Source organism: Cupriavidus sp. PET2-C1, from assembly GCF_054515855.1.
Window position 1 is genome coordinate 1,267,393 of sequence record NZ_CM137260.1, and the last position, 25,967, is coordinate 1,293,359.

The following is a 25,967-nucleotide window of genomic DNA, read 5'->3' on the forward strand; positions in this document are numbered from 1 at the left end:
CTCCTCACGCGCCGAGCAGGTGCCGTGCGACAAAGACCGTCGCAAAACCGGCCCCCATAAAGGCCGCGGTGGCCGCCAGCGAGCGTGGCGAGAGCCGCGACAGCCCGCAAACGCCATGCCCACTAGTGCAGCCCGCGCCGTAGCGGGTACCCAATCCCACCAGCAAGCCAGCCACGGCCAGCAGGCCGGCGCCGGCATGGACCCGGATCTCCGGCAGCGCGCCGAACAGGCGCCAGAGCAGCGGCGCCGCCAGCAGGCCAAGCACAAAGGCGATACGCCAGCCGGCTTCCGCGCGCGTTGGCCGCAGCAGGCCACCAACGATGCCGCTGATGCCCGCGATGCGCCCGTTGAGCAGCACGAGCGCGGCGGCGGCCAGTCCAATGAGCAGGCCCCCGCTCAGCGCGGACCAGGGCGTGAAGTGTGTCCAGTCAATGGTCATTGCCAGTGGCTCCTTCATTCAGTGGGGCAATACAGGGCGTAAAGCGTTTCGAGCACGGCCAGCACCCGCGCATCGGCAACCGCGTAAAAAATCCGCTTGCCGTCGCGCCGCGTGTTGACCAGCCCTTCCGCGCGCAGCACACCGAGTTGTTGCGACAAGGTGGGTTGGTGGATGCCGAGCAGCGCTTCGAGCTCGCCCACCGACATCTCGCCCTGGCTGAGCTGGCAAAGCAGCAGCAGCCTGTCTTCATTGGCGAGGGCGCGCAACATGGCGGTGGCGTCGCCCGCGGCGGCGCGCATCGTGTCCAGGCTCAGGGAGGGAGAAGCCGCTTGCATGGGTTCGGCATAGGCCGGGCGAGACCCCGGCCTGCTAATCAATATACGGCCGAATATTATATCAAAAAGTATATTGATGCCAGTCCAGACCGACCCTCAATGCGACATCAACACCGGAATGCCGGCGCGGCGCATCAGGGTGCGGGTGGTGCCGCCAGTGACCAGTTCACGCAACCGGGCGTGCCCATAACCACCCGCCACCAGCAGGTCGGCCTGCAAGTGCCGCACCGCATCCAGCAATAGCTCGCCGATCCCTTGGCTGCCTTGCACGGCGTGCATGATGCTGGTGATGCCCTGGCGCGCCAGGTGATCGCGCAGGCCGGCGTGCGCACCGGGCACATCGGGCATGCCGTGGGCCGCCGAGCCGTCATGCGTGCTGGACGCCGCCACCACGGTGACACGCTTGGCCAGGCGCAGCAGGGGCATCGCATCGGCCACGGCCCGGGCGGCTTCCCGCCCACCATCCCATGCAATGGCAACATGCTCGCAGGGCAAATGCCGCACGCCCGGCGGCACCAGCAGCACCGGGCGGCCAGCGTTGAGCAACACATATTCCGGGGTCTGCGCCACCAGCACGGGAATGGTTTCCGGCCCGGGCAAGCGGGCCAGGACGACCACGTCCGCCACCCGCCCTTGCTGGACCAGCGCCCAGCCCACGTCGTCCTCGATGACCCGGTGGGTGAACCCCACGCCGGGCGCCGCTTCGCGCATGGCCCGATGAAATGCAGCGCTGGCTTCGGCGCCCTGCGCCAGCAACTGGCGCCGGGCCAGTTCCGCGTAGTATCCCGCCTCGTCGCCCGCGCCCCGGAACGGCTCCAGCCGCATGCCGGTGGCCGTCACCCCGATCACATGGCCGGCCGAGCGCTGCGCCAGTTCCGCAGCCAGGTTGACGCGATCCGCACAGCCGGGGTCGGCACCGAGCTCGACCAGCACGGTCTTGAAATCCATGATGTTTTCCCTCCGGTCTGGAGACCTCTGCACACAGTTGCAGACGTTTTTCCGAGTATCCGAAAATGGACTCTACTCCGTGCGCGGGGCAGCGCAAGCGGGCAATGCGGGCGAATTGCGGCAGATCAATGCCGGGAGCCTACCCCGCGCGGCCGGCGCGCGCGGCTAGGCAAGCGGCGGCGGCTCGATCTGGCTGGCCATTGGCGCCAGCGCACGGATCAGCATGATGCTCATATCGGTGAACGCCAGCGTGCAACTGGCCAGCGTGCCACGCCAGTCCGCATCGGCCAGCGTCAGGTTCTCCCAGACCTCGACCGGATGCTCGGGCGGCACGCCCTGCGCCACCAGCCAGGCGGCGATATCGCTGGGCATGAAATCCCACGGGCGCGGAATCACGATGGCGTTGCGCTGGTCCGCCAGCACGTGCACCAGATGGCGCTTGAAGGGCGCTAGGTCTCCGCGCCGGTGAAAGGTCAGGAAGGTGGTCTCGTCAAAGCAAACCTTGCCGCGCGCGGCCAGCACCTGGGCCGAAGAGATGCCGGGCACGGTATCCACCGGATGGCCGCATGCCCGCTCGACCCGCTCCAGGTACTGGAATCCGCTGAAATGCATGTCGCCCATGAACAGCACCACGCAGCGCCGGCCGCCATGGTGCTCGGCGGCAACCCAGGCGAGCCGTTCCACCTGGTCCTGGTATCCCATGGTGACCACCTGGGCCGCCGGCGGCACCAGCGGCCGGATGACGTCGATGACCGTGTCGAAGCCGGCCACGATGTCGGCGCCACGGATCAGGTCCGCCACGCCGTGGGTCAGGAAGTCGAGGTGCCCGGGGCCAACGCCGGCGCAGATGATCATGAAGAGTCCCGGTTCGATCGATGCAAATGGGGACGGCGCGCGCATCGCCCCGTCAAGACAGGGCGCGATTATGCCAAGCCATCGGCGCGCGAGGCGGGCGCCGGGGGCTGCCTCGCACAAAAAAAAGTACTTCAGGATCCATCCATGGATGCCGATACCTGCTTCAGAGCCGAGTCAATGTCCCGCGAGCCCTACCGGGCAAGGCAGGCATTCTCGGTCGTTAGCGACGTTTACCTCACTCATGCCAGATAGAGACAAAGCGCTCAGCATAGCCGACCCCCATCAGTTGTTCCGCAATTCGCTCGAGCAAGCCACCGATGCCGTCTTCATCCTGAACACGGACAACAAGGTGATCTTCCTGAACGCTGCTGCGGAGGCGCTCTATGGCGCATCCCGTACGCAGGTCTTCGGCATGAACGTGGAGGCGCTCGTGCAAAAGCTGCCGGATACCGGCGCGCAGCGCGGCCAGCCCTTGCCCGCCGTCCGGATCCTGAGGCCGGATGGCGAATTTCGCGTTGGCCATGTCGCGGAATCCAGCACCCGCCTGGGCGACGTTACGCTGCGCACGCTGCTGGTCAAGGTGCCCAGCCACCAGGATGCCAGCCGCGACGATCACCCTTTGCTATCGGTCATCGCCGACGAGATCGACAGCGCCGTGCTGGTGGTCGATGCCGACTGGCACATCGTGTACGCCAACGCCGGGCTCACGCGCATGCTGGGCTACAAGCCCAGCGAACTGACGGGCAAGACCCCGCGCGAGATACTGGCCGGCGAGTTCACCGATCCCGGCGTGATGCAACGCTTGCATGCCCAGCGCTCCTCCCCGGGCGGCGAGCGCCACGAGGCCCTGGTGTATGCGCGCAACGGCAGCGCGCTCTGGGTCTGCGCCACCGTCCGCCATCTGGTCAGCGCGACCGGCGACCGGCATCACGCCATCGTCATCCTCTCCGACATCACCCAGCAGCGGACCTACGAGATGCTGCAGCGAAAGGTCCTGCAAGCCATGGTGATGGAGCAGCCGCTGCCCGCCGTGATGGAGTTGATCTGCGAAGAAGTACAACGCGTGGCGCCCTCCGTGATCGCGTCCGTGCTGCGGGTCGACGCCGATGGGCGCATGCACCCGCTGGCCGCGCCCGGCCTGCCGCCCGAGTATTCGGCCGCGCTGGACAGCCTCGTCATCGGGCCGTCCGTGGGTTCCTGCGGCACGGCCGCCTGGCTGGGCGAGCCGGTAATGGTCAGCGATATTGCCAACGATCCGCTATGGGCGGATTTTCGCGATCTTGCCCTGCCCCTCGGCCTGGCGGCATGCTGGTCCTACCCCATCAAGGCAAGCGATGGCCGCGTGCTTGCCACGCTGGCCTTCTACTGCCGCACCGTCCGCCAGCCCGACGCCTTCCACCAGCAACTGGCCGAGGTATGCGCCTCGCTGTGCAAGCTCGCGTTCGAGCGCGAGGAAGCCGCCGAGCGGATCCTGCAGCTCGACCACTACGACTCACTGACCGGCTTGCCCAACCGCAGCCTGCTGCAGATGCAGGCCAGCACCCTGCTGCTCGCGGCGCGCTCGGCCGGCACCACGCTCAGCGTGCTGTTCGTCGACCTGGACCGCTTCAAGCATATCAACGACTCGCTCGGCCACGTCGGCGGCGACAAGCTGCTGCGCGAGGTTGCGCAACGCCTTAGCGCGCACGCCGGGGATACCGCGCTGGTGGCGCGGCTGTCGGGCGACGAATTCGCGCTGGTGCTGCCCGACAGCGACCGCACTCAGACCATTGCGGCGGGCAAGCGCATCCTGGCCGCGCTGCGCCAGCCGCTGCGCATCGACCACGCCAGCATTGCCCCCTCGGCCAGCATCGGCATCAGCATGTTCCCGGCCGACGGCGATGCGCTGGACTACCTGCTGCACTGCGCCGAGATGGCCATGTACGACGCCAAGGCCGCGGGGCGCAACCTGTTCCGCTTCTTCAGCATCGAGATGAACTGGGCCGCCCAGGAGCGCCTGGCGCTGGAGTCCGCGCTGCGCGACGCCCTGCTGGCCGAGGAGCTTCATCTCAACTTCCAGCCCCAGGTGTTCCTGCGCGATGGGCGCCTCTATGGCCTGGAGGTGCTGGTGCGCTGGCACCACCCGCACTTTGGGATGGTGTCGCCGGACCGCTTCGTGCCACTGGCCGAAGACAGCGGCCTGATCGGCACGCTGGATCGCTGGGTGCTGGAGCAATCGTGCGCGCAGCTAGCTGCCTGGCGCCGGGAAGGGCTTTCCGTACCCACGATCTCCGTCAATATCTCGCCCGCCAGCTTCCGCGACCCGGGGCTGCCTGCGCAAGTGGCCGAGACCCTGGCCCGCCATGGGCTGCCCGCCCAGGCGCTGGTGCTGGAAATGACCGAAGGGCTGCTGATGGAAGACGACGCGGGCCTCGCCGCCACCGTTGCCGCCATCCACGCGCAGGGCGTGCGCTTGTCCATGGACGACTTCGGCACGGGATATTCCAGCCTGGGTTACCTCAGGCAGCTGCCCGTGCACCAGCTCAAGCTGGACAAGAGCTTTGTGATCGACCTGGAAAGCGATGCCGCCGCCCGCGAGCTGGCCAGCGCCGTCATCCGCATTGGCGACAGCCTGAAGCTCGCGGTGATCGCCGAAGGCGTGGAGAACGAAGCCCAGCGGCGCTTCCTGCTATCGCAGGGATGCCATATGGGGCAAGGCTACCTGTTCTCGCGCCCGCTGGATGCCTTGGCGGTGGCGAAATGGATCGCCGCGCCGCAGGCGGTGGAGCGGCAGCCGGCGGAACATGGGGAGCGGCATTCCCGGCGTTGAAGGACGAGCCGGTGGCGGTGGCGGCTTAGGCCGGCACCGCCCGCTGGCTACCTGGCGGCGGCGCGCTTTTCCAGCAACGGCTGGCTCACGCCCTGCACGCCCACCAGCCCGAGCACGGTGGTTAGCCCGACCTGGGCGCCTTCCCAGGCGTTGGCCGGGTCGTACCATTCATCCCGGGCATGGAAGCCGCCGGTCTTGCCGCCGCTGCCGATGATGATGGCGGGAATGCCGAGCGACATCGGCACGTTGGCGTCGGTGCTGCCGCCGCGCAGGCTGGGCGTGCCCTTGCCGTGGCCCTTGATGGCACGCACCGCCGCCTGCACGATGGTGGCGTCAGGCGGCGTGCGGCCCGCCGGACGGTCGCCGATCAGCTTGACCTGGTAGGTGATCTGGCTGGCAGCGTCGGCCGGATGCCAGCGGCGGTTTTCCTCGGCAACCCCGGCCTCGATGGCCGCCATGATCTGCTTCTCGGTTTCCAGCAGCGACGGCGTCGCGTTGGAGCGGATATCCACCGCCATGCGCGCATCGCCCGCAATCGCGTTGACCGACGTGCCGCCGCCCACCGTGCCCACCGTGAACGTGGTCTTGGGATCCTCGGGCGGGCGCACGTCGCTCACCTTGGCAATGGCCCGTCCCATCGCGTGGATGGCGCTGGGCAGGCCGAAGGCGCCGAAGCTGTGGCCGCCCGGGCCGCGGAACGTCACCTCGTAGCGATGGCTGCCGGTGCCGAGCGACAGCACCCGGTCGCCCACGCCCGGCTCCAGCCCGACCATGCCATCGATATCCGGGTGGTCGCGGAACACGGCCTTCATGCCGCGCAGGTTGCCCAGTTCTTCCTCGCCCACGTTGCCAACGAACACCAGGTCGCCCACGGTGCGCACCTGGTTGTCGTTGAGCACCTTGAGCCATGACAACAGGACTGTCAGCCCGCGCGTGTCATCCGAGATGCCTGGCGCATAGAGACGGCCATCGCGCGGCTTGACCGTGACGTCGGTGCCTTCGGGAAACACCGTGTCCAGATGCGCCGAGATCAGCAGCTTGGGGCCGTTCCCGCTGCCCTTGCGGATGCCAATGGCATTGCCCTCGGCATCGATATGCGCATCGGCAAGGCCAAGCGCCTTGAGCCGGGAGAGGAAATACTCGGCCCGTGCCTTCTCCTTGAACGGCGGCGCAGGGATCTCGGTCAGCGCCTTGAGATCGCCCAACGAGCGCGCGTCATCCGCCTTCACGTCGGCCAGCACCTTCCTGACCAGCGGGGCGGCTTCGAGCGTGGCGTAGGTGCGCTCCACCGCAGGCGAGACCGTTGGCACGGGGATGGTCTGCGCAACGGCGTGGGTGCCTGCCAGGGCTAACGCCGCGAGCATCAGGGAAATCGGACGGAACGGGATGGCAACGGATTGGGAGTGTGCTTGCATGGTGGGGCGATGGCTCCGGAAAGGACATGGCAGCATGGCGAACGGCACAGGCATCGGGTGTGGCCGGGCGAAGCCATATTCTGCCAGCGAGGCGTGAGATGGTGGGCGGCAACGAGTGGGCTGCCTGGGGCATCCACGCGCCGGGCAAGGTATTTGGATTACCAAATTGGATTACCATTCAATACTTGGCGGCAGGCTGTGCCATGCCAGTTGCCCGCCTTCCGGCTTGCCCGGTGTCCACGCTGCATAGCGGTTTTACCGAGGGTGATGTGGTAGAAGCAACGATTGAGATGTCCAGTCCGCACGGCCTGCAGGGCCGCAGGGCCACACGGCTGACCACCACGGCCAGCCAGTTCGAGTGCAACATCCACCTGAGCAGCAACGACTGCACGGCGGACGCCAAGAATGTGTCCGAAGTCATGCGCTTGTCGGCGCGCGCCGGCCTGCGCTTGCGCATCCAGGCCAGCGGCGTGGATGAATCGGTGGCGCTGCGCGTCATCTGCGCCTTGCTGACCGACTAAGCGGCCGGCCCGGCAGTCAGCGACCATGCCCATCACCTACCTGCGCAACCTCACCGGACGGGTACGCAGCCCGCACGCCAACCGGCTGCTTGCCGGCTATCTCAGCTTTGTGGCCGGCGCCACCAACGCCGGCGGCTTCCTTGCCGTGCAGCAGTACACCTCCCACATGACGGGCATCGTCTCGGCCATGGCGGACCACCTGGCGCTGGGGCAGGTCGGGCTGATCCTGGAGGGCCTTGGCGCGCTGCTGTCCTTCCTGGCGGGCGCGGCCACTTCCGCCGTGCTCATCAACTGGGCACGGCGTGAACACCTGAACAGCGAATATGCCTTGCCCCTGATGCTGGAGGCTCTCCTGTTGCTGTGCTTTGGCTTGCTCGGCGGCAACCTTGGCAATCACCAATGGCTGTTCATACCCGCCACGGTGATGGTGCTGTGCTTCATCATGGGCCTGCAAAACGCCATGATCACCAAGATTTCCCACGCCGAGATCCGCACCACCCACATCACCGGGATGGTGACCGATATCGGCATCGAGCTCGGCAAGCTGTTCTACTGGAACCTCGCCAAATCCGACGAGACCAGGCCGCCGGTGCTGGCCAACCGGTCCCGGCTGCGCATGCTGGCCATGCTGGTGGCGCTGTTTTTCTTCGGCGGCGTTGTCGGCGCGCTAGGTTTCAAGCATCTGGGATTCAGCGCCACGCTGGCGCTGGCGGCGTTGCTGCTGGTGCTGGCGTTCGTGCCGGTGGTGGACGATGTGCGGGCCCACGGCGCGCGGCTGGCCGCCTACGGGCGCAAATGGGCGCGCGAGGTATTGCGCGATGTCCATGCGCTGTGGCTGGCCGCGCGCGACCCGCGCACGCCGTGGTACGCAAAAGCCGTGGCCCTGCTGGTGGCGGGCTACGCGCTGTCGCCGATCGACCTGATCCCCGACTTCATCCCGGTGCTCGGCTACCTGGACGACGTCGTGCTGGTGCCGCTCGGGGTCATGCTGGCCATCCGGATGATCCCGCCGGACCTCATCCGCGAGTACCGGGCCGCCGCCGTTGCGGCCGGGCAACGCCCAAGCAGCCGCGTGGCGGCCGTGGTCATCATCGCGCTGTGGATTGGCGGCGCGCTTGTGATGGCTGCGCTGCTCGCGCGCTATGTTCCGTGGCTCCGAAGCAACTGATTTGCAATTCCAGGCTCTCAAGGTACGCGCGGACACATTGGTTTGCATTTGGCACGGCCGGCGCTACCTACAATCGAATTGTCGGGAGGCACATCCCGCCCATCACAGAGCCAGCAACGCATCATGCAGGACCAAGCCTTATCCCCCACCGTGACCTGCCTGCAGGGCCTGCGCGATCTCGCGGCCCTGCTCACCGCGGGCTCCCTGCTCCAGTCCGCCACCTTGCAGGTCATTGCCGAGTACGAACGGCACGCCCGCACCTCCGAAGACGAATACTGCGCCCGACGACATAGCTGGGATTGACGTCACCCCGGCAGCGCCGCTCAGTGCTTGCACGCCAGCGGCGAACGCACGCCGCCGTCGCGCACCAGTGGCAGGATGGTTGGCGCCAGCGATTTCAGCAACTGCACGGACAGCGCGCTGGTGAAGGCATAGCGCGCGGCGTAGGGCTCTTGCACGTACGCCGTGACGTTGCCGAAGTAACGGTCGCCAAGGAAGAACACGAAGGTGGCAGAGCGGCTGACCACGCGCGAGGAAATCAGCCTGCCGCCTGGCCCGTAGACTTCGTAGCGATGATCGCCCGTGCCGGTCTTGCCGCCTGCCACGATGCCGCTGCCAGCCAGCGCGGACTTCAGCATTCCCGCCGTGCCCGAATCCACCACGCCGATCAGCGCGGCGCGCACCACCTCGGTGATATCCTCGCTCAGCAAGCGCGTGCCCTTCTGCCCCAACCCAAAATCCGTCGCGTACGGCGTGCCCGCCGCAAACTCCAGGCTGCGCAGCGCCGTGGCCTGCTGGCGCACGCCGTTGCCCTGCACGATGCCGACCAGCTCGGCCAGCGCGGCCGGCCGGTCCCCCGCCGCGCCGATTGCCGAAGCATAGGACGCCGTGATCGCGCTGAACGGATAGCCCAGGCGCTGCCACCGGTGCGCAATCTCGACAAAGGCCTGGCGCTCCAGCTGGCTGCGGATGCGGCGCGTCTGGCCGCCGGGATGGCGGGTCTTGAACAGCCAGGCATACACCTCCTGGCGTTGCGCGGTGCTGTCGCGCAAGACTTCATCCAGGCTGGCATCGGGGCGCTGGCGCAGGTAATTGAGCAGCCATAGCTCAAGCGGGTGCACCCGCGCCAGGTAGCCCCGGTCATTGAGCGAAAAGCTGGTCGGTCCGTATTTGCTGTACAGCTTGGCCAGCTTCTCATCGGTCAGCCCCGCCTTGGGCAGGGTGGCGAGCATGACCTTGTTGAACTGCGCCGGATCGATGTCGGGATCGATGCTGCGCAGCGTCACCGCCAGCCCCACCGGCGAGAAATGGCGATTCTGGAGCACGCGCCTGGCCGCTTCCTGCTGGGTCATGCCACGATATTTCCCATAGAAAGCACGCAGGTAGTCGCTGCCTTCCTTGTCGGCAAAGCGCACCAGGTAGGCGCGGCGCTGCGGCGCGGCCGGATTGTTCAGCCAGTCGTCGGCATCGGGATGCAGGCGATAGGTTTCGTAGCGCACGATATCGCGCATCAGGCGGATAAAGACCAGGTTCACCGAGTGCTCGAACGCTTCGCGCACGGTCATGATCTTCATGTTCTCCCAGCGCTCGAAGTTGGTGAACGTCTGCAGCCCGCCCCCGGTAAAGAAGGCCTCTCCCGCACTGCCGGAATAGCGGCGCAGCATGGCGGCTTCCAGCATGGCGCGGCGGCTCTTGTCGGGTGCGGCGAGCAGGTAGCCCACCACCCACTGGGTCAGCGCATCCAGCTTGGCTGGCTTGATCTCGCGCAGCTCGGCGGCGGACATGCCGGCATATTTCTCGTGGAGCTCGGAGAGGATTTCCAGGTAGGCCACCAGCGTGCGCAGCTTGGCGGTGGAGCCCAGGTTCAGCCGCGCGCCGCGGTTCAGGTCGAACGGCAGGTCGAGGTTGTCGGCCTGCACGCGCAGCAGGTTGGCGCCGTCCACCTTCTCGTAGAGCGTGAAGCTGATCGCCAGCTTGCCCGGGTCGTCGCCCTCGCGCAGCAGGCTGTGGCCGTACATCCCGAAGCCATGCGCGCCGTCACGCGTGCCCGCCCGCAGCAGCGCCTCGGTGACCACCCGTTGCAGGCCCGTGTTGATGGTGCTGTGGACAGTCAGGTCGAGCCGGTCCAGCTCGTAGCTGCTGCCAAGGTCAAGGTAGCGCAGCAAATCGGTGCGCACCCCGCTGATGGCCTTGCGCGAGATAAATGACACCTCCGGCTGGTCCATCGCCGGGGGGGCCAGCGTCAAGGACTGGGCCAGCGAAGCGTCGCGCAGCCAGGGCGGGATGGCACCGGCGGCCGAAAGCAAGCGAATGTAGCTGTCGGTCAGCTCCACCAGCGTGGCGGTATCGCGCCGCAGAAAATGCGATGGCCCGCGCTGCGCAATGATCAGCGAGAGCGCCTGCTTGAACACCCGCGCCTGCCGCTGGCCAAGCTCGCCCTCGCCCTGGCCCGCGCCGGGTCCCGGCCCCGCGGCGTTCGCCAGCAAGCGGTTGGCCTCGTCGAAGTCCTGCCCGTACCAGGCCCACAGGCCATCGCCCAGCCCGTTGACCTCGCCCACGCCGGCCCGGGCCGAGAGTGGCACGGTGTTGAGGTAATCCAGCAGGATGCGCTCCCTGGCGGCCACGGTGTTCGGGCCGTCCAGGTAGGCGCGCATCGATGCGCTGGCCATCTGGCGCAGCTTTTCCTTGGGCGAACCGGTGCGCCCGGCGCGCGAATGCCGGTATTTCTCGATCTGGGTAGCGAGCGTGCTGCCGCCGGCGGCGTCGTGCTTCTCGTTGAAGAAGTGCACGCCCTGATCCAATGCGGCGCGCGTGAAGCGCCGCACGTCCAGCGCGGGATTGCGCGTGGGAAATTCGGGATCGAGCAGGTCGCGGTTCTCGATGAAGAGCAGCGAGTTTACGAGCAGGACTGGAATGGCCTCGAAGCTGGCGTAGGTACGAGGCGCCGGGCGCCGGGCGCCAATTGGCAGGTCATTGCAGTCAAGCAGGTCCAGGCCGGCCTGGGTCTTCTCGTGATAGGGCGCGAACAGGCCGGAGTCCGTCAGTTCAAGCATGCGGTCGGACCACTGCGCCTGGCGTTCGCGCCGAAAGCCCCGCCCTTCCAGCAATTCGGTGAACTGCGGCATCCGGCTATAGCCAAAGCGCAGGTCATAGGGGCCGTCGTCCGGAAAGCGGATGCGCTCGCTCGGGCCGTCCTTTACCGCGAAGGCGACGTCTTTCGCCCGCCCGGCGAAGTAGCGCGCCTGCAGCCGCGAGGTGGCGAGTTCCTCGGCAACGACGGCGCAAAGGACGTAACCGCCCCCTACAAGCAGAGCCAATACCAGGAGCCTGGGCCAGAGACGTCGACGCACGATTCGGGTCCGTTTGCGAGGAAACCGGGGCTGTTCCCGGCGCGTCGGCCTATGCCGTGCGCCTGCTGGCAACGATGGCACTATTCCGCCACTCTCGTCACAACGTATACCCTAGTCTAATGGGGCCTAACGCACAAAGTACGCGTGCGCCATCGCGGCGTTTTCTGCCATGTTCACGTCATTTCCTGCTGCGCGCCGGCGCTCCCGGCCCGCCTGGCCGCCTCCGCCTAGACGCTGAACGCCGCGATGGCCTGGTTAAGCTGGCGCGCCTGGTCCTCCAGCGACGCGGCAGCGGCGGCGGCCTCCTCGACCAGCGCCGCGTTCTGCTGGGTGGACTGGTCCATCGACGCCACCGCCTGATTGACCTGCTCGATGCCGCTGCTCTGCTCGACCGAAGCCGCCGCGATCTCGCTCATGATGTCGGTCACCCGGCGGATCGCCGCAACCACCTCCTCCATGGTGCTGGCCGCGCGCCCGGCCTGGCCACTGCCCAAAGCCACATGCGCCAGCGACGTCTCGATCATGGACTTGATCTCGCGGGCCGCCCCGGCGCTGCGCTGGGCCAGGCCGCGCACTTCGCCGGCAACCACCGCGAACCCGCGCCCCTGCTCGCCGGCGCGGGCAGCTTCCACGGCGGCGTTGAGCGCCAGGATATTGGTCTGGAAGGCAATGCCGTCCACCACGCCGATGATCTCCGCGACCGTCCTGGCCGCCGTGCTGATATCGCCCATGGTGGCCAGCACATCGCCCACCACCGCCCCGCCCTGGCTAGCCACCTCGACCGCGCTGACAGCAAGTTGGCTGGCCTGGCGCGCGTTGTCTGCGTTCTGGCGCACGGTGGAGGTCATCTGCTCCATGCTAGAGGCCGTTTCCTCGAGCGAGGCAGCCTGCGCTTCCGTGCGGCTGGACAAATCCGCGTTGCCCGCGGCGATCTGCCGGGTGGCCGACGTGATCGCATCCGAGCCCTGGCGCACCCGCCCCACGGTGAGCGCAAGGCTGGCCTGCATGCGCGCAAGGCCCTCCAGCAAGCGGCCCATTTCATCGCGGCGGACAACCTGCACGGGGTGGCTGAGATCGCCGGCCGCGATGCGGTCGAATTGCGTCAGCGCCAGCTCCAGCGGGCCAACGATGGCGCGCAGCAGAAACACCGCGCAGGCGGCCGCGACCAGCAGCGCCAGCACGATCGCGGCAATCACGCCATGGCGGAAATGCCGGTACGCCACCTGCGACGCCTCGAAGTTGCCCGCCGCCATCTTGAGCTGGAACTGGCTCAGCTTCAGGCTGCTGTCGTTGGCGTCCCGAAACAGCCGGGACAGCTTGCCATCCATGATCTGGTCGGCCAGCGCGCGATCCTTGGCGCGCAGCGCGGTGATGATGGCGGCGATGCCTTCGCGGTTGGCGGCATCCCGCTTGGCCGACACGGCCACGGCGAGCCGGTCCTCCTCGCTGTCGCGCGGCAGGGCCATGAAGCGCTTCCAGGCGTCGTCCGAGCGCCGCGTGAGTTCTTCGGTGCGGTCCAGCAAGCCAGGGGCTTCCGGGCTGTCCGGGTACAGCATGGCTCGGTCGAGCGCGGTGCGCGCCCGGGTGAGGCTCAGGTCCGCCTCGCCCAGCGCCAGGGCAGAGGCAAGCTGGTTCGAGTAAGTGGATTCATGGGCGTCGTTGGCGGCGCGCAAGCCGAGCAAGCCGGCCACGCCCACACCAAGCGCAAGCAGGAACAACAGGGAAACGGTGGCAACGAGGCGGGCGCGGATGGTAAGGCTGGCAAGCATGTGAAAGTGGCCCGGAGAGTGAAAGGCTGAAATGGCGCGCTGGGCGGAAAACCTGTCTATCGGTGCGGTGCAGCAACAACTTGAGGCCGTGCTGTCGGTTGTGCGCAGGACTGCACTTGAAGGGCGAATTCAGGCGCCGCAATTGATTTTGCGCAAACTTTCATGCGTCCGCGCGCCGGCCTCGGTCAAGTCCGGCCAAAGCCGTCCGTTAGCTCAGTGATCTCAAACCCCTGTTCCAGACGATGATGAAAAACCTGAGCGTGCGCACTGCCCTGCTGGCAGTCCTGGTGACCTTTGCCTGCATGATCGTGTTCGGCGCGGGCGTTGGCGTGCTCGCGCTGCGCGCCGCGGACCAGGCGACCGGGCGCGTGGAGCAACTCTCCGCCAGCGCCCTGCTGCTCAACGATGCGTACAAGGACATGACCCGGGCACGCTCGGCGCTCGCGCGCGCCTACGCCTCGGCCCGCGAGGGCAGCACGGAAGTCAACACCGGCGCGCTCGATGCCGCCGGCAAATCGCTCAAGCGCTCGGCCGAGGCGTTGCAGCGCTTCGAGGCCGCGCCCGCGCAGGAAGGCCAGGACGACGCCCAGCGCCGACAGGTCGCGGATGCCGCGCGCCGGCATGCCGGCACGGTCGAGCGAGCCCTGGCCGCCTTGCGCGCGGGAGACCCCGCCGCCTACGCGGCGATCAACGAGCGCGACATCACCGCCTCCGGGGCCGAGTATTCGGTGGGCGTCGAGCGCTTCCAGGAACAGGCGAGCCAGCAGGCGCGGCAGGAAACCGCGACTAGCCGCTCTCGCTACCAGTGGGTAGTGAGGCTGGTGGTGGTTGGCATCACTGCCGCGCTAGGCTTGATCGTCGCGGTGCACCTCGGGCTGCGCGCGGCCATCGTGGCGCCGCTGGCCACGGCCGCCGAGCACCTCGACCGCGTGGCGCAAGGCGACCTGAGCCATCCCACCGCTGCCGCCGGCAATAACGAGGTAGGCCGCGTGCTGGCCGCCGTGGCACGCATGCAGGTCGCGCTCACGCGCACAGTCAGCCAGGTGCGCGCCAGCTCGGACTCGGTCAACATCGGCGCGCGCGAGATCGCGGCCGGCAATACCGACCTGTCCTCGCGCACCGAGCAGCAGTCCGCATCGCTGGAGCAAACCGCGGCCAGCATGGAGGAGCTCACCTCCACGGTGAGCAACAACACCGAGAGCGCGCGCCAGGCCAGCGCGCTGGCCGCCGAAGCGGCGCGGCTGGCCACGCGCGGCGGCGACGACGTGCGCGGCGTGGTCCAGACCATGGGCGACATCAGCAGCAGTTCGCAGCGGATCGCCGACATCATCGGCGTGATCGACGGCATTGCCTTCCAGACCAATATCCTGGCGCTCAACGCCGCCGTGGAAGCGGCGCGCGCGGGCGAGGCGGGCCGCGGCTTTGCCGTGGTAGCGAGCGAGGTGCGCGCACTGGCGCAGCGCAGCGCCAACGCGGCACGGGAGATCAAGTCGCTGATCGACGACTCCGCCAGCAAGGTGGGCGCCGGCAACGCGCTCGTGGCCCAGGCCGGCCAGACCATGAGCGAGACGGTGGACGCCGTGGGCCGCCTGGCGCGGATCATGGAAGACATCTCGTCGGCGTCGCTGGAACAAAGCGCCGGCATCGTGCAGGTGAGCCAGGCGGTGACACAGATGGAAGCCGTCACCCAGCAGAACGCGGCGCTGGTGGAACAGGCCGCCGCCGCGGCCGGATCGCTGGAAGCGCAGGCGCGCCAGCTTGCCGAGGCGGTGGGTGCCTTCCGGCTTGCGCCGGCAGCCTGAGGGACCGCAGCACCCCCTCCCCCCGAAGCCAGGCTCAAGCCAACCTCAAGCCACCTTCACACGGCCGCGATGCCGCGCTGCAAGGTGGTCTTGAGCATGGAAAACACCTGCCGCGCCACCGGGTTGGCCGCGTTGGGCCGCGCCCACAAGTAGTACGTCACATCGGGCAGGCGTGGCAGCCCGTCCTTGTCGCCCAGCACCCGCATGTCGGCACCCAGCAGGTCGATGCTGCGCGCCGTGATCCCCAGTCCGGCGCGGATCGCCGCCTTGATGCCGATCAGGCTCGGCGCGAAATACGCCGCGCGCCAAGGCACGCCGGCCTCCTTCAGTGCATCCAGCGCCAGCTTGCGAAACAGGCTGGGCTCGTCAGCCAGGATCAGCGGCACCGTGCTGCCGCTCTCATAGGCAAAATCCGCCGCGCAAACCCAGATCGTGGGCGAGGTGCGCAAGACCAGGCCGTCCAGGCTGGTGTCTTCCCGGGTGGAAACGGTCAGATCGATCTCGCCCCGCCGCAACGATTCCATCAGGAAGGGGCTGCGCCCCACATGGATCTCCAGCCGCAGGGCAGGCGAGGCACGCGCGATATGCGACAGCAGCGGCGGCAGGATCGTGTCGGCCACATCGTGCGGCGCCCCGATCCGCAGCGAGCCTGTCAGGTCGCCCTCGCGCAGCACGCGCAGCGCCTCGTCGTTCAGGCTCAGCAATTGCCGCGCGTATTCCACCAGCTTGTTGCCGTGCCGCGTGAGCTGCTTGCCGCGCCCGTGCCGCTCGAACAGCACCAGCGCCACCTGCTCCTCCAGCCGCTGCATCTGCTGGGTGACGGCGGACTGAGTGCGGTGCAGCCGCTGCGCCGCGGCGGCAAAGGTACCGTGGTCGGCAATGGCCACCAAGGTGCGCAACAGGTCCAGATCGAGATTACGCATTCATTAGACTTGCTTAAGTATTTTCATGGGTGATTAAGTGGTTTCAGGTGCCGGCCTTCATTACAGTGAAACCATGCACGGTGATGCACCACACCGCAAACCAATAACCATCAAGACTCAGCAAGGATTCTAGAGACATGTCGATCGCACAACAACGCCAGGCCGCCGTCGGGGACACAATTCAATCGATCAAGGAAATCGTAGCCAGCGGCGGCGTCACCCGCGAATCGCTGGCCAGCGTGCTGGGCCAGGTCGAGCAGCTCGCGGCCATGCCGCACCTGTGGGCGCAGAGCGAATTCGCCCCACCGGAGGAAGGCGAGCGCCAGGCCCGCTACCTGATCGCAGAAGACCCCGACCAGACCTTCGCGCTGTACCTCAACGTGATGCGCCCCGGCAAGCGCATCCCCCCGCACGACCACACCACCTGGGCCTGCGTGGCCGGCGTAGTGGGCACCGAGTACAACGACGTCTACCTGCGCACCGACGATGGCAGCGAGCCAGGCGTCGGCACGCTGAAACACTCGCACACGGTGGAAGTGGGCCCGGGGTCTGGCATCGCGCTGCTGCCCGACGACATCCACTCGGTAGAGATCCGCGGCGAATCCGTGATCCGCCACCTGCACATGTACGGCCGCGCGCTGGAAACCCTGACCGGGCGCACCGCCTACGACCTCGAGACCGGCCGCTGCCAGGCCATGAGCGTGGGCGTCAAGACGCGCCGCTAAACGGCACCCGGGAGGTGCAGCGCTAACCCGCCCTACCGCCAACACCCACCTCCCGGCTTCTGCCGAAGCCCATCTCCAACGCATTTCCAGTTGCCTCCCGCCCGCGTGCGGCCAGGAGGTCTGGCCCCCTTTTTGCCTGAACAAACGCATGCCCGCCATCCTGAACACGCCCGACACCCGCTACACCCGAGTCGACCCGGTCACCCTCAAGGGCTGGCTGCACGACCAGGACGAGATCGCCCTGTTCGATATCCGCGAGCATGGCCAGTATGGCGAAGGCCATCCGTTCTACGCAGTGCCGCTCCCCTTTAGCCGGCTGGAGCTGGATATCGGCCGCCTGGCCCCCAACACCGCGGCGCGCATCGTGCTGGCGGACGACGGCGACGGCGTGGCAGCGCGCGCCGCGCAGGCACTGGCCGCCTTCGGCTACACCCGCCTGATCGTGCTGGACGGCGGCGTGCCGGGCTGGCAGGCCGCCGGCTACGCCTTGTTCGCCGGCGTCAACGTGCCCTCCAAGACCTTCGGCGAGCTGGCCGAGCATCATTACGGCACGCCGCGCGTCTCGGCCGCGGAGCTGGCAGCCATGCAGGCAGGCGAGCAAGCCCCGGTGGTGCTCGATGGCCGGCCCGTGGCGGAATTCCGCAAGATGAATATCCCCGGCGCCATCTGCTGCCCCAACGGCGAGCTGGCTTACCGGCTGCGCGACCTGGTGCCCGACCCGGCCACGCCGATCGTGGTCAACTGCGCCGGCCGCACGCGCAGCATCATCGGCGCGCAAACCCTGATCAACTTCGGCGTGCCCAACCCCGTGTTCGCGCTGGAAAACGGCACCCAGGGCTGGTACCTGAACGATTACAAGCTGGAACACGGCGGCACCCGGCGCTATCCCGACAGCGCTGCGCCGGCCGGGCTGGACGCGGCCCGGGCCGCCGCGCAAACGATGGCGGTGCGCTTTGCGGTACCGCACATCAACGCCGCCGAAGCGGGCGCGTGGCTGAACGACCGCTCGCGCACCACCTTCCTGTGCGACGTGCGCACGCCGGAGGAATACAGCGCCGGCTCCGTGCCCGGCGCCCAGAACACGCCGGGCGGCCAGTTGATGCAGGCCACCGACCAATACGTGGGCGTGCGCCGCGCGCGCCTCGTGCTGATCGATGCCGATGGCGTGCGCGCCACGGTGGTGGCGAGCTGGCTGCGCCAGATGGGCCATGACGCCGTGGTGCTTGAAGGCGGCCTTGCGGCTGCGCTTGCCTACGGCCTCGCCGCGCCCACCGGCCCCGTGGCGCCCTCCCGTGCCTTGCCGGGCATCGACGCCCCCGCGCTGGCGGCTGGCCTGGCCGGGCAGCAGCTGCTGGCGCTCGACGTGCGCGCCAGCATGGCGTATCGCGCCGGGCACGTGCCGGGCAGCCGCTGGTCGATCCGCCCGGTGTTTGCCCGTGATCTCGCCGGCGTGCCGCGCGACACGCCAATCGTGCTTATCGGCGATGACGATCAACCGGGCATGGCCACGCTGGCCGCCGCCGAACTGGCCGCACTTGGCTATAGCGACATCAGGCTGCTCGCCGGTGGCGCAGGCGCCTGGCAGGCGGCGGGCCATGCGCTGGCAAGCCATGCCGGGGATGGCGACGCGGCAAGCAGCCTGCCCGATGCGCGCTGCATCGATTTCCTGTTCTTCGTCCACGACCGTCACGACGGCAACAAGGAAGCCGCGCGCCGCTACCTGGCCTGGGAAACCAACCTGATCGGCCAGCTCGACGCCCAGGAACTGGCCACTTTCCGCTTCGCCTGATCCGCACAGCGTCCTTCCGACATGACCCGCCATCAGCGACCGAGCCCGTCACGCAGCCACCTCCCGCCCCTCGCGGCGGGCAACGGTGCGCATGGCTGGCAAGGCGAGTCGCGAGGCATTGATTCCCATCCGGCTCGACGGTGCAGCGCCAAGGGGACAACCCGGCATTCCGGGGACACAGGGGCAAGAGGCAAGTGGCCGCGACCGGTATGCCAGACCGGCCACCGGGCCCACGAAAAACCTGCCCAGCCCCCTTCGCTCTGACATCTCTCTACATCACAGGGGTTTTTCATGCCACGCATCCAGCAAGTCCTGACCCGCACCTTCGCCACCGCCGCCACCATCACCCTCGCCATGGCCGGGGCCCCCGCCAGCGCACAACCACTCGCGCCGGTCGGCGGCTTTCCCTCGCAGCCGCTGCGCTTTGTCTCGCCGTTTCCCGCCGGCGGTGGCAACGATGCCGTCACGCGCATCGTCACCACGCGGCTCAGTGAAGTGCTGGGGCAGACCGCCGTCACCGACAACCGCGGAGGCGCCGGCGGCAATATCGGCACGCGCTTCGTGGCCGAGGCCAAGCCGGACGGCTACACCCTGCTGACCTCGCAGGTGTCGGTCATGGCGGTGAACCCGACGCTGTACAGCGCGCCTGGCTTCGACCCGATCAAGAACTTCACGCCGGTCACCCAAATCAATGCGGCGCCGCTGGCCATCGTGGTGGCGGCCAACGCGCCGTGGCAGACCTTTGCCGAACTGGCCACGCAGGCCAAGGCCCAGCCGCAAAAGATCACCTTTGCCACGCCCGGCAACGGCACGCTCTCGCACCTGGTCGGCGTGGTGCTGGACAAGGATAGCGGCATCGCCCTGCAGCACGTGCCCTACAAGGGCGCCGGCCCGGCCATCAATGACCTGCTGGGCGGGCAGGTGAACGTGCTGATCACCTCGACCTCCTCGGTGGCAGGCTTTGTCCAGGCCGGCCGCATGCGCGCGCTGGCGGTCACCAGCCCGCGCCGCCTGGGCGTGTTTGCCAAGGTGCCGACGCTGGAGGAACTGGGCTATCGCAATGCCCGTTTCGAGGACTGGTACGGGGTGTTCGCCCCCGCCGGCACTTCGCCCGAGCGCGTGGCCTACCTGAACCGCGCCATCGTGCAGGTACTGCAGATGCCGGAGGTGGTGAAGCTGATCAACGAAGGCGGCAGCGACGTGGTGGGCAACAAGCCGGAGGCATTCGCCGCGCAGCTCAAGGGCGACATCGCGCGCTGGTCGCAGATCGTCAAGCTCTCCGGCGCCCGCGTGGACTGATCCGCTCGCAGCCGGGGCAGGCGGCATGGCTCTTGCTGCTGCCTGCCATCGCAAGTTGTCACACCAGCCGCGCCACCCTGGCGCGGCACCCCACCAGGCCAAGCCATGAAGCCCAGCATCCTTACCCACCTCGCGCACGCGGGCCGCGCCAGCGCCGTGGATGGCGGACAGCCCGTCAACCCGCCCGTGGTGCGCGCCAGCACCGTGTTGTTCGACTCGGTGGCACAGATGCGCGAAATGCGCGCGCGGCGCGGCAGCGAACGCCTGTTTACCTACGGCGCGCGCGGCAATCCGACGGCGTTTGCGCTGGAAGACATGGTCACCGAGCTCGAAGGCGGCTACCGCACACGCCTGTTCCCCAGCGGCCTTGCGGCCGCCGCGATGACGCTGCTGGCCTACCTGCGCCCCGGCCAGCACGTGCTGCTGCCCGATTGCGTGTATGAGCCGGTGCGCAAGCTGGCCGAAGGTTTCCTGGCGCAGCACGGCATCGCCGCCAGCTTCTACGCGGCCGATGGCCACGACCTGCAAGCCAGGCTGCGGCGCGAAACCCGGCTGGTGTACGTGGAGGCGCCCGGTTCGCTGGCCTATGAAATGTGTGACCTGCCGGCCATCGCCGACATCGCCCACCGGCACGGCGCGCTGGTGGCGGCTGACAACACCTGGGGCTCCGGCCTGCTGTACCAGCCCCTTGCGCTCGGCGCCGATATCTCCCTGATGGCCGCGACCAAATACCTGTCCGGGCATTCGGACGTGATGATGGGCACGGTCTGTACCGTTGAAGCCGCCTGGCCCGCACTCGCCGCGGTGGCCGACGCCTTCGGCATCAGCGTCAGCCCGGACGACGCCTACCTGGTCCAGCGCGGCATGCGCTCCCTCGGTGCGCGCCTGTCCCAGCACGAGCGCAGCGCGCTGACGGTCGCGCACTGGCTGCGCACCCGCCCCGAAGTGGCGGAGGTCTTTTGCCCCGCCCTGCCCGGCGACCCCGGCCACGCGCTGTGGCAGCGCGACTGCCGCGGCACCAATGGCCTGCTGTCGTTCTCGCTGCGCGCCGCGGCACCGGACGCCGCCGAACGCTTCATCGACAGCCTTGCACTGTTCGGCATCGGCGCCTCCTGGGGAGGCTTCGAAAGCCTCGCCGTAGTCGCCGACATGCGCGGCGCGCGCAGCGTCACCGACTGGTCCAGGCGCGGCCACGTGGTCCGGCTGCATATCGGGCTGGAGGATGTGGATGACCTGCTAGCGGATCTGGAGCGAGGATTCGAGGTGATTGGCGGCGGCCGGGTTGACGGGCGGGCGTTGGAGGCGCGCCTGGATACGGCTTAGTGAACCAATCTGCGCCCTGTGCTAGCATTGCATGCATTGCTAGCACAGGAGATTGACATGGCGACACTGACCATCCGTCATGTGGATGAGGAACTCAAGGCACGTTTGCGCATGGAGGCCGCGCAGCACGGCCACTCGATGGAAGAGGAAGTTCGCGCCATTCTGCGGCGTGCGCTGAACAAACCCCCTGGCCCCGGCGCATTTGGAAGTCGACTGCGCCAGCGATTCGCAAGCCTGTCCGATCCAGGGCTCGAGCTTCCACCGCGCGACGACCAACCGCGGGCCGCGGATTTACCCGAATGATCGTACTTGATACTAATGTGCTATCCGAATTCATGCGAGGCCAGCCTGAGCCAGCGGTCATACGTTGGCTCGACCTGCACTCACAACATGAATACGCGATTACGGCGGTGACTGTTGCTGAACTTCTATACGGCATTGCCCGTTTGCCCGAAGGGCGCAGGAAAGGCGGGCTCCAGGAAGCGGCACTCCAAATGATCGAAGATGAATTCGCGGGCATGGTACTTCCATTCGACGAACATACAGCCCCCCATTACGCCGCAGTCGTAACTCAGCGGGAACGATCTGGACGACCCGTCAGCATGGCAGATGCACAGATTGCAGCTATTTGCCGTCACCACGGCGCCGTGCTTGCTACTCGCAACGGCAAGGACTTCGAAGGAACAGGCCTGAGCCTGGTAAATCCTTGGCTCGAGTAATGTCAAGCGTGCCAGCGCAAAGACTCAGCGCTACGTGCTGACTGCTTCCCTCGCAAGCCCACCTTGCGATCCGCCGCTTCGCGCAGGCATACAATGCCGGCTTTCGCCCTTGCGCCCCGCGATGCCCGCACCCCTGACCGAAAGCCACTCCGCCGTTTTCTCGCCCGAGGAACAGGAGAGCTTCTATCGTCTCATCGCGTCGCGCCGCGACATGCGGCATTTCATTGCGGGCGCGTCGGTCGATGAAGCTGTCCTGATGCGCCTGCTGAGGGCCGCGCACAGTGCGCCTTCGGTGGGGCTGATGCAGCCGTGGCGCTTTATCCGCGTCGCCGATGCCGCCTTGCGCAAAGAGATCGCCGCGCTGGTCGAGGCCGAACGGCAGAAGACCGCCGTGGCGCTGGGCGAGCGCGATGGCGAGTTCCTGCGGCTGAAGGTGGAGGGCGTGCGCGAGTGCGCCGAGCTGTTGGTGGTGGCGATGGCACCGGATGACGGCACCGTGTTTGGCCGGCGCACCATGCCGCGCGAGATGGCGCTGTGCTCGGCGGCCTGCGCCATTGAAAACCTCTGGCTGGCGGCGCGCGTGGAAAACCTTGGGCTGGGCTGGGTCTCGATGTTCGCGCCCGACGCGCTGGCTGCGCTGTTGCGGTTGCCGCCGGGTGGCCAGCCTATCGCCATTCTCTGCCTCGGCCCCGTGCAGGCCTTCTACCCCGCGCCAATGCTGGAGCTGGAAGGCTGGCGCCAGGGCCGCCCGCTCGCGGACCTGATGTCCACGGACACCTGGGACCGGCCGGACGCCTGAAGCCCCGTCGGGCCACGCACGGCGCACGCAAGGCGCACTCAAGGCGCCACTGACGGCTCTCGCTTCATGCAGCGCAGCACGAAGGTGGAATGGCTGTGCCGCAAGCCCGGCAGCTTGTAGAGCTTGTGGCGCAGGAATTCCTCGTACCCTTCCGTGCCCGCCACCGCTACCTTGATCAGGTAATCGTATTCGCCGGTGAGCAGGTACGCCTCCATCACTTCCGGCAATTCGGCCAGCGCTTCGCCGAAGCGATCCAGCATGTCGTCGTCGTGCCGGTCCAGCGTGACCTCGATCAGCACGGTGTCAGGCAGGCCGAGCGCCTTCTGGTTCAGCAAGGCCGCATAGCCCTCGATCACACCGCTTTCTTCCAAAGCGCGCACGCGGTTCCAGCACGGCGTGGGCGACAAGCCAACCTGCTCGGCCAGCTTGAGGTTGGAGAGCCTGCCGTCGCGCCGCAGCGCGCGCAGGATGCGGCGGTCGGTTTCGTCCAGTTTTGGGGAGGTTGCCATGTCTTCTGCCGATGATAAGGAAGGAATCACCCACAACTCTATCATCAACAGATAATTCATCTCCAAATTGATCAGAATTGGAGGCAATAAAGAAGCCCATTCTGGGGTGGCGCTGGTAAATTTGTCGCATGCCTTCCCGGCCACAAACCCCAACAAACTGCCGCCGATACCATGTCAACCTTGAACCTCGCCCTGCGGCTGGACCGCACTGACCTCTTCGGCGCCGTCGAATGGACGCTGGCCAACGCCCGCCGCACCGGCCTGCACCTGATCGACCTGTGCTTCGGGCAAGCGGCCGCGCCCTACCAGCTCACGTTGTCGGTCGGCGCGGAAGATGCGGACCGGCTGGACCTGTTCGTCAGGCGCCTGGAAAACGGCGTGGACGTGCTGGAGGTCTTCGAGATTGCGGCGCCGGGCGAGCGCGCTGCCGAGGCGCCGGCGCCTGTCGAGGCATGGCGTGACGTGGTGGAACCTTCGCTGGCATTGGCCTAGGCCGTCGCCAAATAACGGGTCCCGGTACGCAGTCCGGCACCACGCCCGCCTGATTCAGCGCTGCTCGAAGCTGCGCGTGAAGTAGACCAGGCCGGCCTGCTCGCGCAAGCGGTACAGGGAGGCCGGGCGGCGCCCGGTCTCTTTTTGGGTGCCCAGGTCTTCCAGCAAGTCCGCAGCGAGCATGCGGGTGCGGAAGGCCTTTTTTTCGAGAGGGCGGCCCAGCACGATCTCGTAGACATGCTGCAGCTCGCCTAACGTGAACGCGGCCGGCAGCAAATGCGCGGGCAGCGACGTGTACTCGGTCTTGCCCCGCACGCGCCCGAGCGCCGCGCTTAGCAGCGTGGCGTGATCAAAGGCTAGCGGCATCCCCACGCCATCACCTTCCACCGGCGCCCAGCGCAGGTCGGCGGCGTTGCCGCCTTTCTGCAAGGCCAGCGTGTCATCCGCCAGCAAGGCAACGTAGACATGGGTGGTGGACCATCCGCGCGGATCGCGCGTGGCGCTGCCCCAACTGCCTACCTGTTCAAGGTAGGGACTATTGACCCCGGTCTTCTCCGCCAGCTTGCGCAACGCGCAGCCCTGTAGATCCAGGTCCCGTTCGATATCGACAAAGCCGCCCGGCAAGGCCCATTGCCCGGGAAATGGCTCACCGGACTGTTCCGGCCGCTGCACGAGCAGAACCTGCAGCGCCCCCGCACGGATCGTCAGGATGACCACGTCGACGGTGGTCAAGGGGCGCGGGAATGCGGCGGTGGTGGGTTTCGTCATAGGGCGGGCGTTCCTGGAAGGAGGCGGTTCAAGCGATTCAAGCGGTTCAAGCCATTCACGCCGGATTATAGATTGACAAGTGTCTCAGCCACACTTATATTAGTGGCACAGACACACTTAATGCCAGGCGCCCGGCACGGGCGAATCCAACAACACCACCGGAAAGGACCACCATGTTCGGCATCCGATTCATCAAGGCAGATCCCACCACCTATCTGATGCAGATGAAGAGCGGCAAGATCATCCGCGAAGGCAGCGGCCAGTCGTTCTACTACTACGCGCCCACCACGTCTCTCGTTGCGGTGCCCGTGGGCAGCCAGATCCTGCCGTATATCTTCGAGCTGATCACGACCGACTTCCAGTCCGTCACCGTGCAAGGCAACCTCTCCTACCGCATCACCGAGCCGCGCAAGACGGCCGCCATGCTCAATTTCGCGCTCAAGCCGGACGGCCGCAACTACATCTCCGAGGATCCGCAGAACCTGCGCACCCGCGTCGAGGGCGTGGTGGAGGTACTGGTGCAGCAGGCCGTGAGCGCCGAAACGCTGCGCTCCGCGCTGCAGGCGTCCGACCGCATGGCCCGCCAGGTCGAAGGCGCGCTCAAGGCGCATCCGGACGTGCTGGCCCTCGGCCTGGAAATCCTGTCGTTCTCGATGGTGGCCGTCAAGCCGCGCGCCGAAACCGCGCGGGCGCTGGAAGCCGAGGTCCGCGAGCAGATCCTGAAGGCCGCCGACGACGCCATCTACGCCCGCCGCAATGCCGCGGTGGAAAACGAACGCGCCATCAAGGAGAGCGAGCTCGACACCGAAGTCGCGGTGGAACTCAAGCAGCGCACGATCCGCGAAACCCAGATGGAAGCCGAAGCCGCGGTGCAGAAGAAGCAGGCGGAACTGCAGGCCAGCACCATGGAGGCGCAGATCACGCTGGAAGCGCGCCGCAAGGAGTTCGTGGGCCTGGAGGCCGACAACACACGCACCACCGCCGAGGCCGAGGCACACCGCCTGGGCGCCGTGATGCAGGCCCTGCAGGGCGCCGACGCGCGCATCGTGCAGGCGCTGGCCGCATCGGGCATGGCGCCGGGCCAGTTGATCGCGCAGGCCTTCGGCGGCATTGCCGACAAGGCCGAGAAGATCGGGCAGCTGAATATGTCGCCGGAACTGCTTCAGTCGCTGCTGGCACCGCAGAGCAGCGGCCGCGCGAAATAACCGAG

At 67.4% G+C, this 25,967-nt stretch carries 25 protein-coding genes; 15 read left to right on the plus strand and 10 right to left on the minus strand.

What is annotated here, in order from left to right; genetic code table 11:
- Positions 1–4: 4 nt before the first annotated feature.
- From ACX12D_RS25685 to ACX12D_RS25700, 4 genes are all read right to left on the minus strand, one after another.
- Positions 5–439: a YeeE/YedE family protein gene (locus ACX12D_RS25685; protein ID WP_459376273.1), complete on the minus strand. Its 435-nt coding sequence runs from the start codon at positions 437–439 to the stop codon at positions 5–7.
- A 14-nt stretch (positions 440–453) separates the two neighbouring features.
- Positions 454–774 (minus strand): metalloregulator ArsR/SmtB family transcription factor, encoded by a 321-nt coding sequence (locus tag ACX12D_RS25690; RefSeq protein WP_459376274.1) that lies wholly within the window; start codon positions 772–774, stop codon positions 454–456.
- A 96-nt stretch (positions 775–870) separates the two neighbouring features.
- Positions 871–1,722 (minus strand): universal stress protein, encoded by an 852-nt coding sequence (locus ACX12D_RS25695; RefSeq protein ID WP_459376275.1) that lies wholly within the window; start codon positions 1,720–1,722, stop codon positions 871–873.
- Between the two features lie 165 nt (positions 1,723–1,887).
- Positions 1,888–2,577: a cobalt-precorrin-7 (C(5))-methyltransferase gene (locus ACX12D_RS25700; protein WP_459376276.1), complete on the minus strand. Its 690-nt coding sequence runs from the start codon at positions 2,575–2,577 to the stop codon at positions 1,888–1,890.
- 241 nt (positions 2,578–2,818) lie between these two features.
- Between ACX12D_RS25700 and ACX12D_RS25705 the strand changes: the two genes are divergently transcribed.
- Positions 2,819–5,386 (plus strand): sensor domain-containing protein, encoded by a 2,568-nt coding sequence (locus tag ACX12D_RS25705; RefSeq protein WP_459376277.1) that lies wholly within the window; start codon positions 2,819–2,821, stop codon positions 5,384–5,386.
- 47 nt (positions 5,387–5,433) lie between these two features.
- Here the strand turns inward: ACX12D_RS25705 and ACX12D_RS25710 are convergent, their stop codons facing one another.
- Positions 5,434–6,801, minus strand: a complete 1,368-nt coding sequence (locus tag ACX12D_RS25710) for a M20/M25/M40 family metallo-hydrolase (protein WP_459376278.1) — start codon at positions 6,799–6,801, stop codon at positions 5,434–5,436.
- A 290-nt stretch (positions 6,802–7,091) separates the two neighbouring features.
- On the opposite strand from ACX12D_RS25710, the gene ACX12D_RS25715 reads away from it, so the two are divergent.
- From ACX12D_RS25715 to ACX12D_RS25725, 3 genes are all read left to right on the plus strand, one after another.
- On the plus strand, positions 7,092–7,322 hold the full coding sequence (locus ACX12D_RS25715; RefSeq protein WP_459376280.1) for an HPr family phosphocarrier protein: 231 nt from the start codon (positions 7,092–7,094) through the stop codon (positions 7,320–7,322).
- A 25-nt stretch (positions 7,323–7,347) separates the two neighbouring features.
- Positions 7,348–8,490: a DUF1275 domain-containing transporter gene (locus ACX12D_RS25720; RefSeq protein WP_459376281.1), complete on the plus strand. Its 1,143-nt coding sequence runs from the start codon at positions 7,348–7,350 to the stop codon at positions 8,488–8,490.
- Between the two features lie 123 nt (positions 8,491–8,613).
- The gene (locus tag ACX12D_RS25725; RefSeq protein ID WP_441631549.1) at positions 8,614–8,793 is read left to right on the plus strand and encodes a hypothetical protein; all 180 of its coding nucleotides are present in this window, start codon (positions 8,614–8,616) and stop codon (positions 8,791–8,793) included.
- Positions 8,794–8,813: 20 nt separating this feature from the next.
- Here ACX12D_RS25725 and ACX12D_RS25730 read toward each other — a convergent pair whose 3' ends face one another.
- Complete coding sequence (locus tag ACX12D_RS25730; RefSeq protein ID WP_459376282.1) at positions 8,814–11,807, minus strand: transglycosylase domain-containing protein; 2,994 nt, start codon at positions 11,805–11,807, stop codon at positions 8,814–8,816.
- Between the two features lie 260 nt (positions 11,808–12,067).
- Entirely contained in the window at positions 12,068–13,609 is a 1,542-nt protein-coding gene (locus ACX12D_RS25735) for a methyl-accepting chemotaxis protein (protein WP_459376283.1), read from the minus strand.
- A 31-nt stretch (positions 13,610–13,640) separates the two neighbouring features.
- Between ACX12D_RS25735 and ACX12D_RS25740 the strand changes: the two genes are divergently transcribed.
- Together ACX12D_RS25740 and ACX12D_RS25745 are read left to right on the plus strand one after the other, a co-directional pair.
- Positions 13,641–13,829, plus strand: coding sequence for a hypothetical protein (locus ACX12D_RS25740; RefSeq protein WP_459376284.1), 189 nt, complete (start codon positions 13,641–13,643; stop codon positions 13,827–13,829).
- A gap of 25 nt (positions 13,830–13,854) precedes the next feature.
- Positions 13,855–15,411 (plus strand): methyl-accepting chemotaxis protein, encoded by a 1,557-nt coding sequence (locus ACX12D_RS25745; RefSeq protein ID WP_459376520.1) that lies wholly within the window; start codon positions 13,855–13,857, stop codon positions 15,409–15,411.
- Between the two features lie 56 nt (positions 15,412–15,467).
- Here the strand turns inward: ACX12D_RS25745 and ACX12D_RS25750 are convergent, their stop codons facing one another.
- Complete coding sequence (locus ACX12D_RS25750; protein ID WP_459376285.1) at positions 15,468–16,334, minus strand: LysR substrate-binding domain-containing protein; 867 nt, start codon at positions 16,332–16,334, stop codon at positions 15,468–15,470.
- A 137-nt stretch (positions 16,335–16,471) separates the two neighbouring features.
- Here ACX12D_RS25750 and ACX12D_RS25755 point away from each other — a divergent pair, with 137 nt between their 5' ends.
- From ACX12D_RS25755 to bluB, 7 genes are all read left to right on the plus strand, one after another.
- Positions 16,472–17,059 (plus strand): cysteine dioxygenase family protein, encoded by a 588-nt coding sequence (locus ACX12D_RS25755; protein WP_441631539.1) that lies wholly within the window; start codon positions 16,472–16,474, stop codon positions 17,057–17,059.
- A 148-nt stretch (positions 17,060–17,207) separates the two neighbouring features.
- Positions 17,208–18,848: a rhodanese-like domain-containing protein gene (locus ACX12D_RS25760; protein WP_459376286.1), complete on the plus strand. Its 1,641-nt coding sequence runs from the start codon at positions 17,208–17,210 to the stop codon at positions 18,846–18,848.
- 291 nt (positions 18,849–19,139) lie between these two features.
- Entirely contained in the window at positions 19,140–20,147 is a 1,008-nt protein-coding gene (locus ACX12D_RS25765; RefSeq protein ID WP_459376287.1) for a Bug family tripartite tricarboxylate transporter substrate binding protein, read from the plus strand.
- Positions 20,148–20,252: 105 nt separating this feature from the next.
- The gene (gene metC / locus ACX12D_RS25770; RefSeq protein WP_459376288.1) at positions 20,253–21,470 is read left to right on the plus strand and encodes a cystathionine beta-lyase; all 1,218 of its coding nucleotides are present in this window, start codon (positions 20,253–20,255) and stop codon (positions 21,468–21,470) included.
- A gap of 57 nt (positions 21,471–21,527) precedes the next feature.
- Positions 21,528–21,773 (plus strand): FitA-like ribbon-helix-helix domain-containing protein, encoded by a 246-nt coding sequence (locus tag ACX12D_RS25775; RefSeq protein ID WP_174425893.1) that lies wholly within the window; start codon positions 21,528–21,530, stop codon positions 21,771–21,773.
- Positions 21,770–22,189 (plus strand): PIN domain-containing protein, encoded by a 420-nt coding sequence (locus ACX12D_RS25780; protein WP_459376289.1) that lies wholly within the window; start codon positions 21,770–21,772, stop codon positions 22,187–22,189. The genes ACX12D_RS25775 and ACX12D_RS25780 overlap by 4 nt, the downstream gene beginning before the upstream one ends.
- Before the next feature lie 121 nt (positions 22,190–22,310).
- Positions 22,311–22,988 (plus strand): 5,6-dimethylbenzimidazole synthase, encoded by a 678-nt coding sequence (gene bluB, locus ACX12D_RS25785; RefSeq protein WP_459376290.1) that lies wholly within the window; start codon positions 22,311–22,313, stop codon positions 22,986–22,988.
- A gap of 38 nt (positions 22,989–23,026) precedes the next feature.
- Here the strand turns inward: bluB and ACX12D_RS25790 are convergent, their stop codons facing one another.
- Positions 23,027–23,497, minus strand: a complete 471-nt coding sequence (locus ACX12D_RS25790) for an Lrp/AsnC family transcriptional regulator (RefSeq protein ID WP_045240794.1) — start codon at positions 23,495–23,497, stop codon at positions 23,027–23,029.
- A 171-nt stretch (positions 23,498–23,668) separates the two neighbouring features.
- Here ACX12D_RS25790 and ACX12D_RS25795 point away from each other — a divergent pair, with 171 nt between their 5' ends.
- Complete coding sequence (locus tag ACX12D_RS25795; protein ID WP_459376291.1) at positions 23,669–23,989, plus strand: hypothetical protein; 321 nt, start codon at positions 23,669–23,671, stop codon at positions 23,987–23,989.
- A gap of 54 nt (positions 23,990–24,043) precedes the next feature.
- Here the strand turns inward: ACX12D_RS25795 and ACX12D_RS25800 are convergent, their stop codons facing one another.
- A complete protein-coding gene (locus ACX12D_RS25800; protein WP_459376292.1) occupies positions 24,044–24,757 on the minus strand; it encodes an NUDIX hydrolase in 714 nt (237 codons plus the stop codon).
- 173 nt (positions 24,758–24,930) lie between these two features.
- Between ACX12D_RS25800 and ACX12D_RS25805 the strand changes: the two genes are divergently transcribed.
- Positions 24,931–25,962 (plus strand): SPFH domain-containing protein, encoded by a 1,032-nt coding sequence (locus ACX12D_RS25805; RefSeq protein WP_459376293.1) that lies wholly within the window; start codon positions 24,931–24,933, stop codon positions 25,960–25,962.
- Positions 25,963–25,967: the final 5 nt, after the last annotated feature.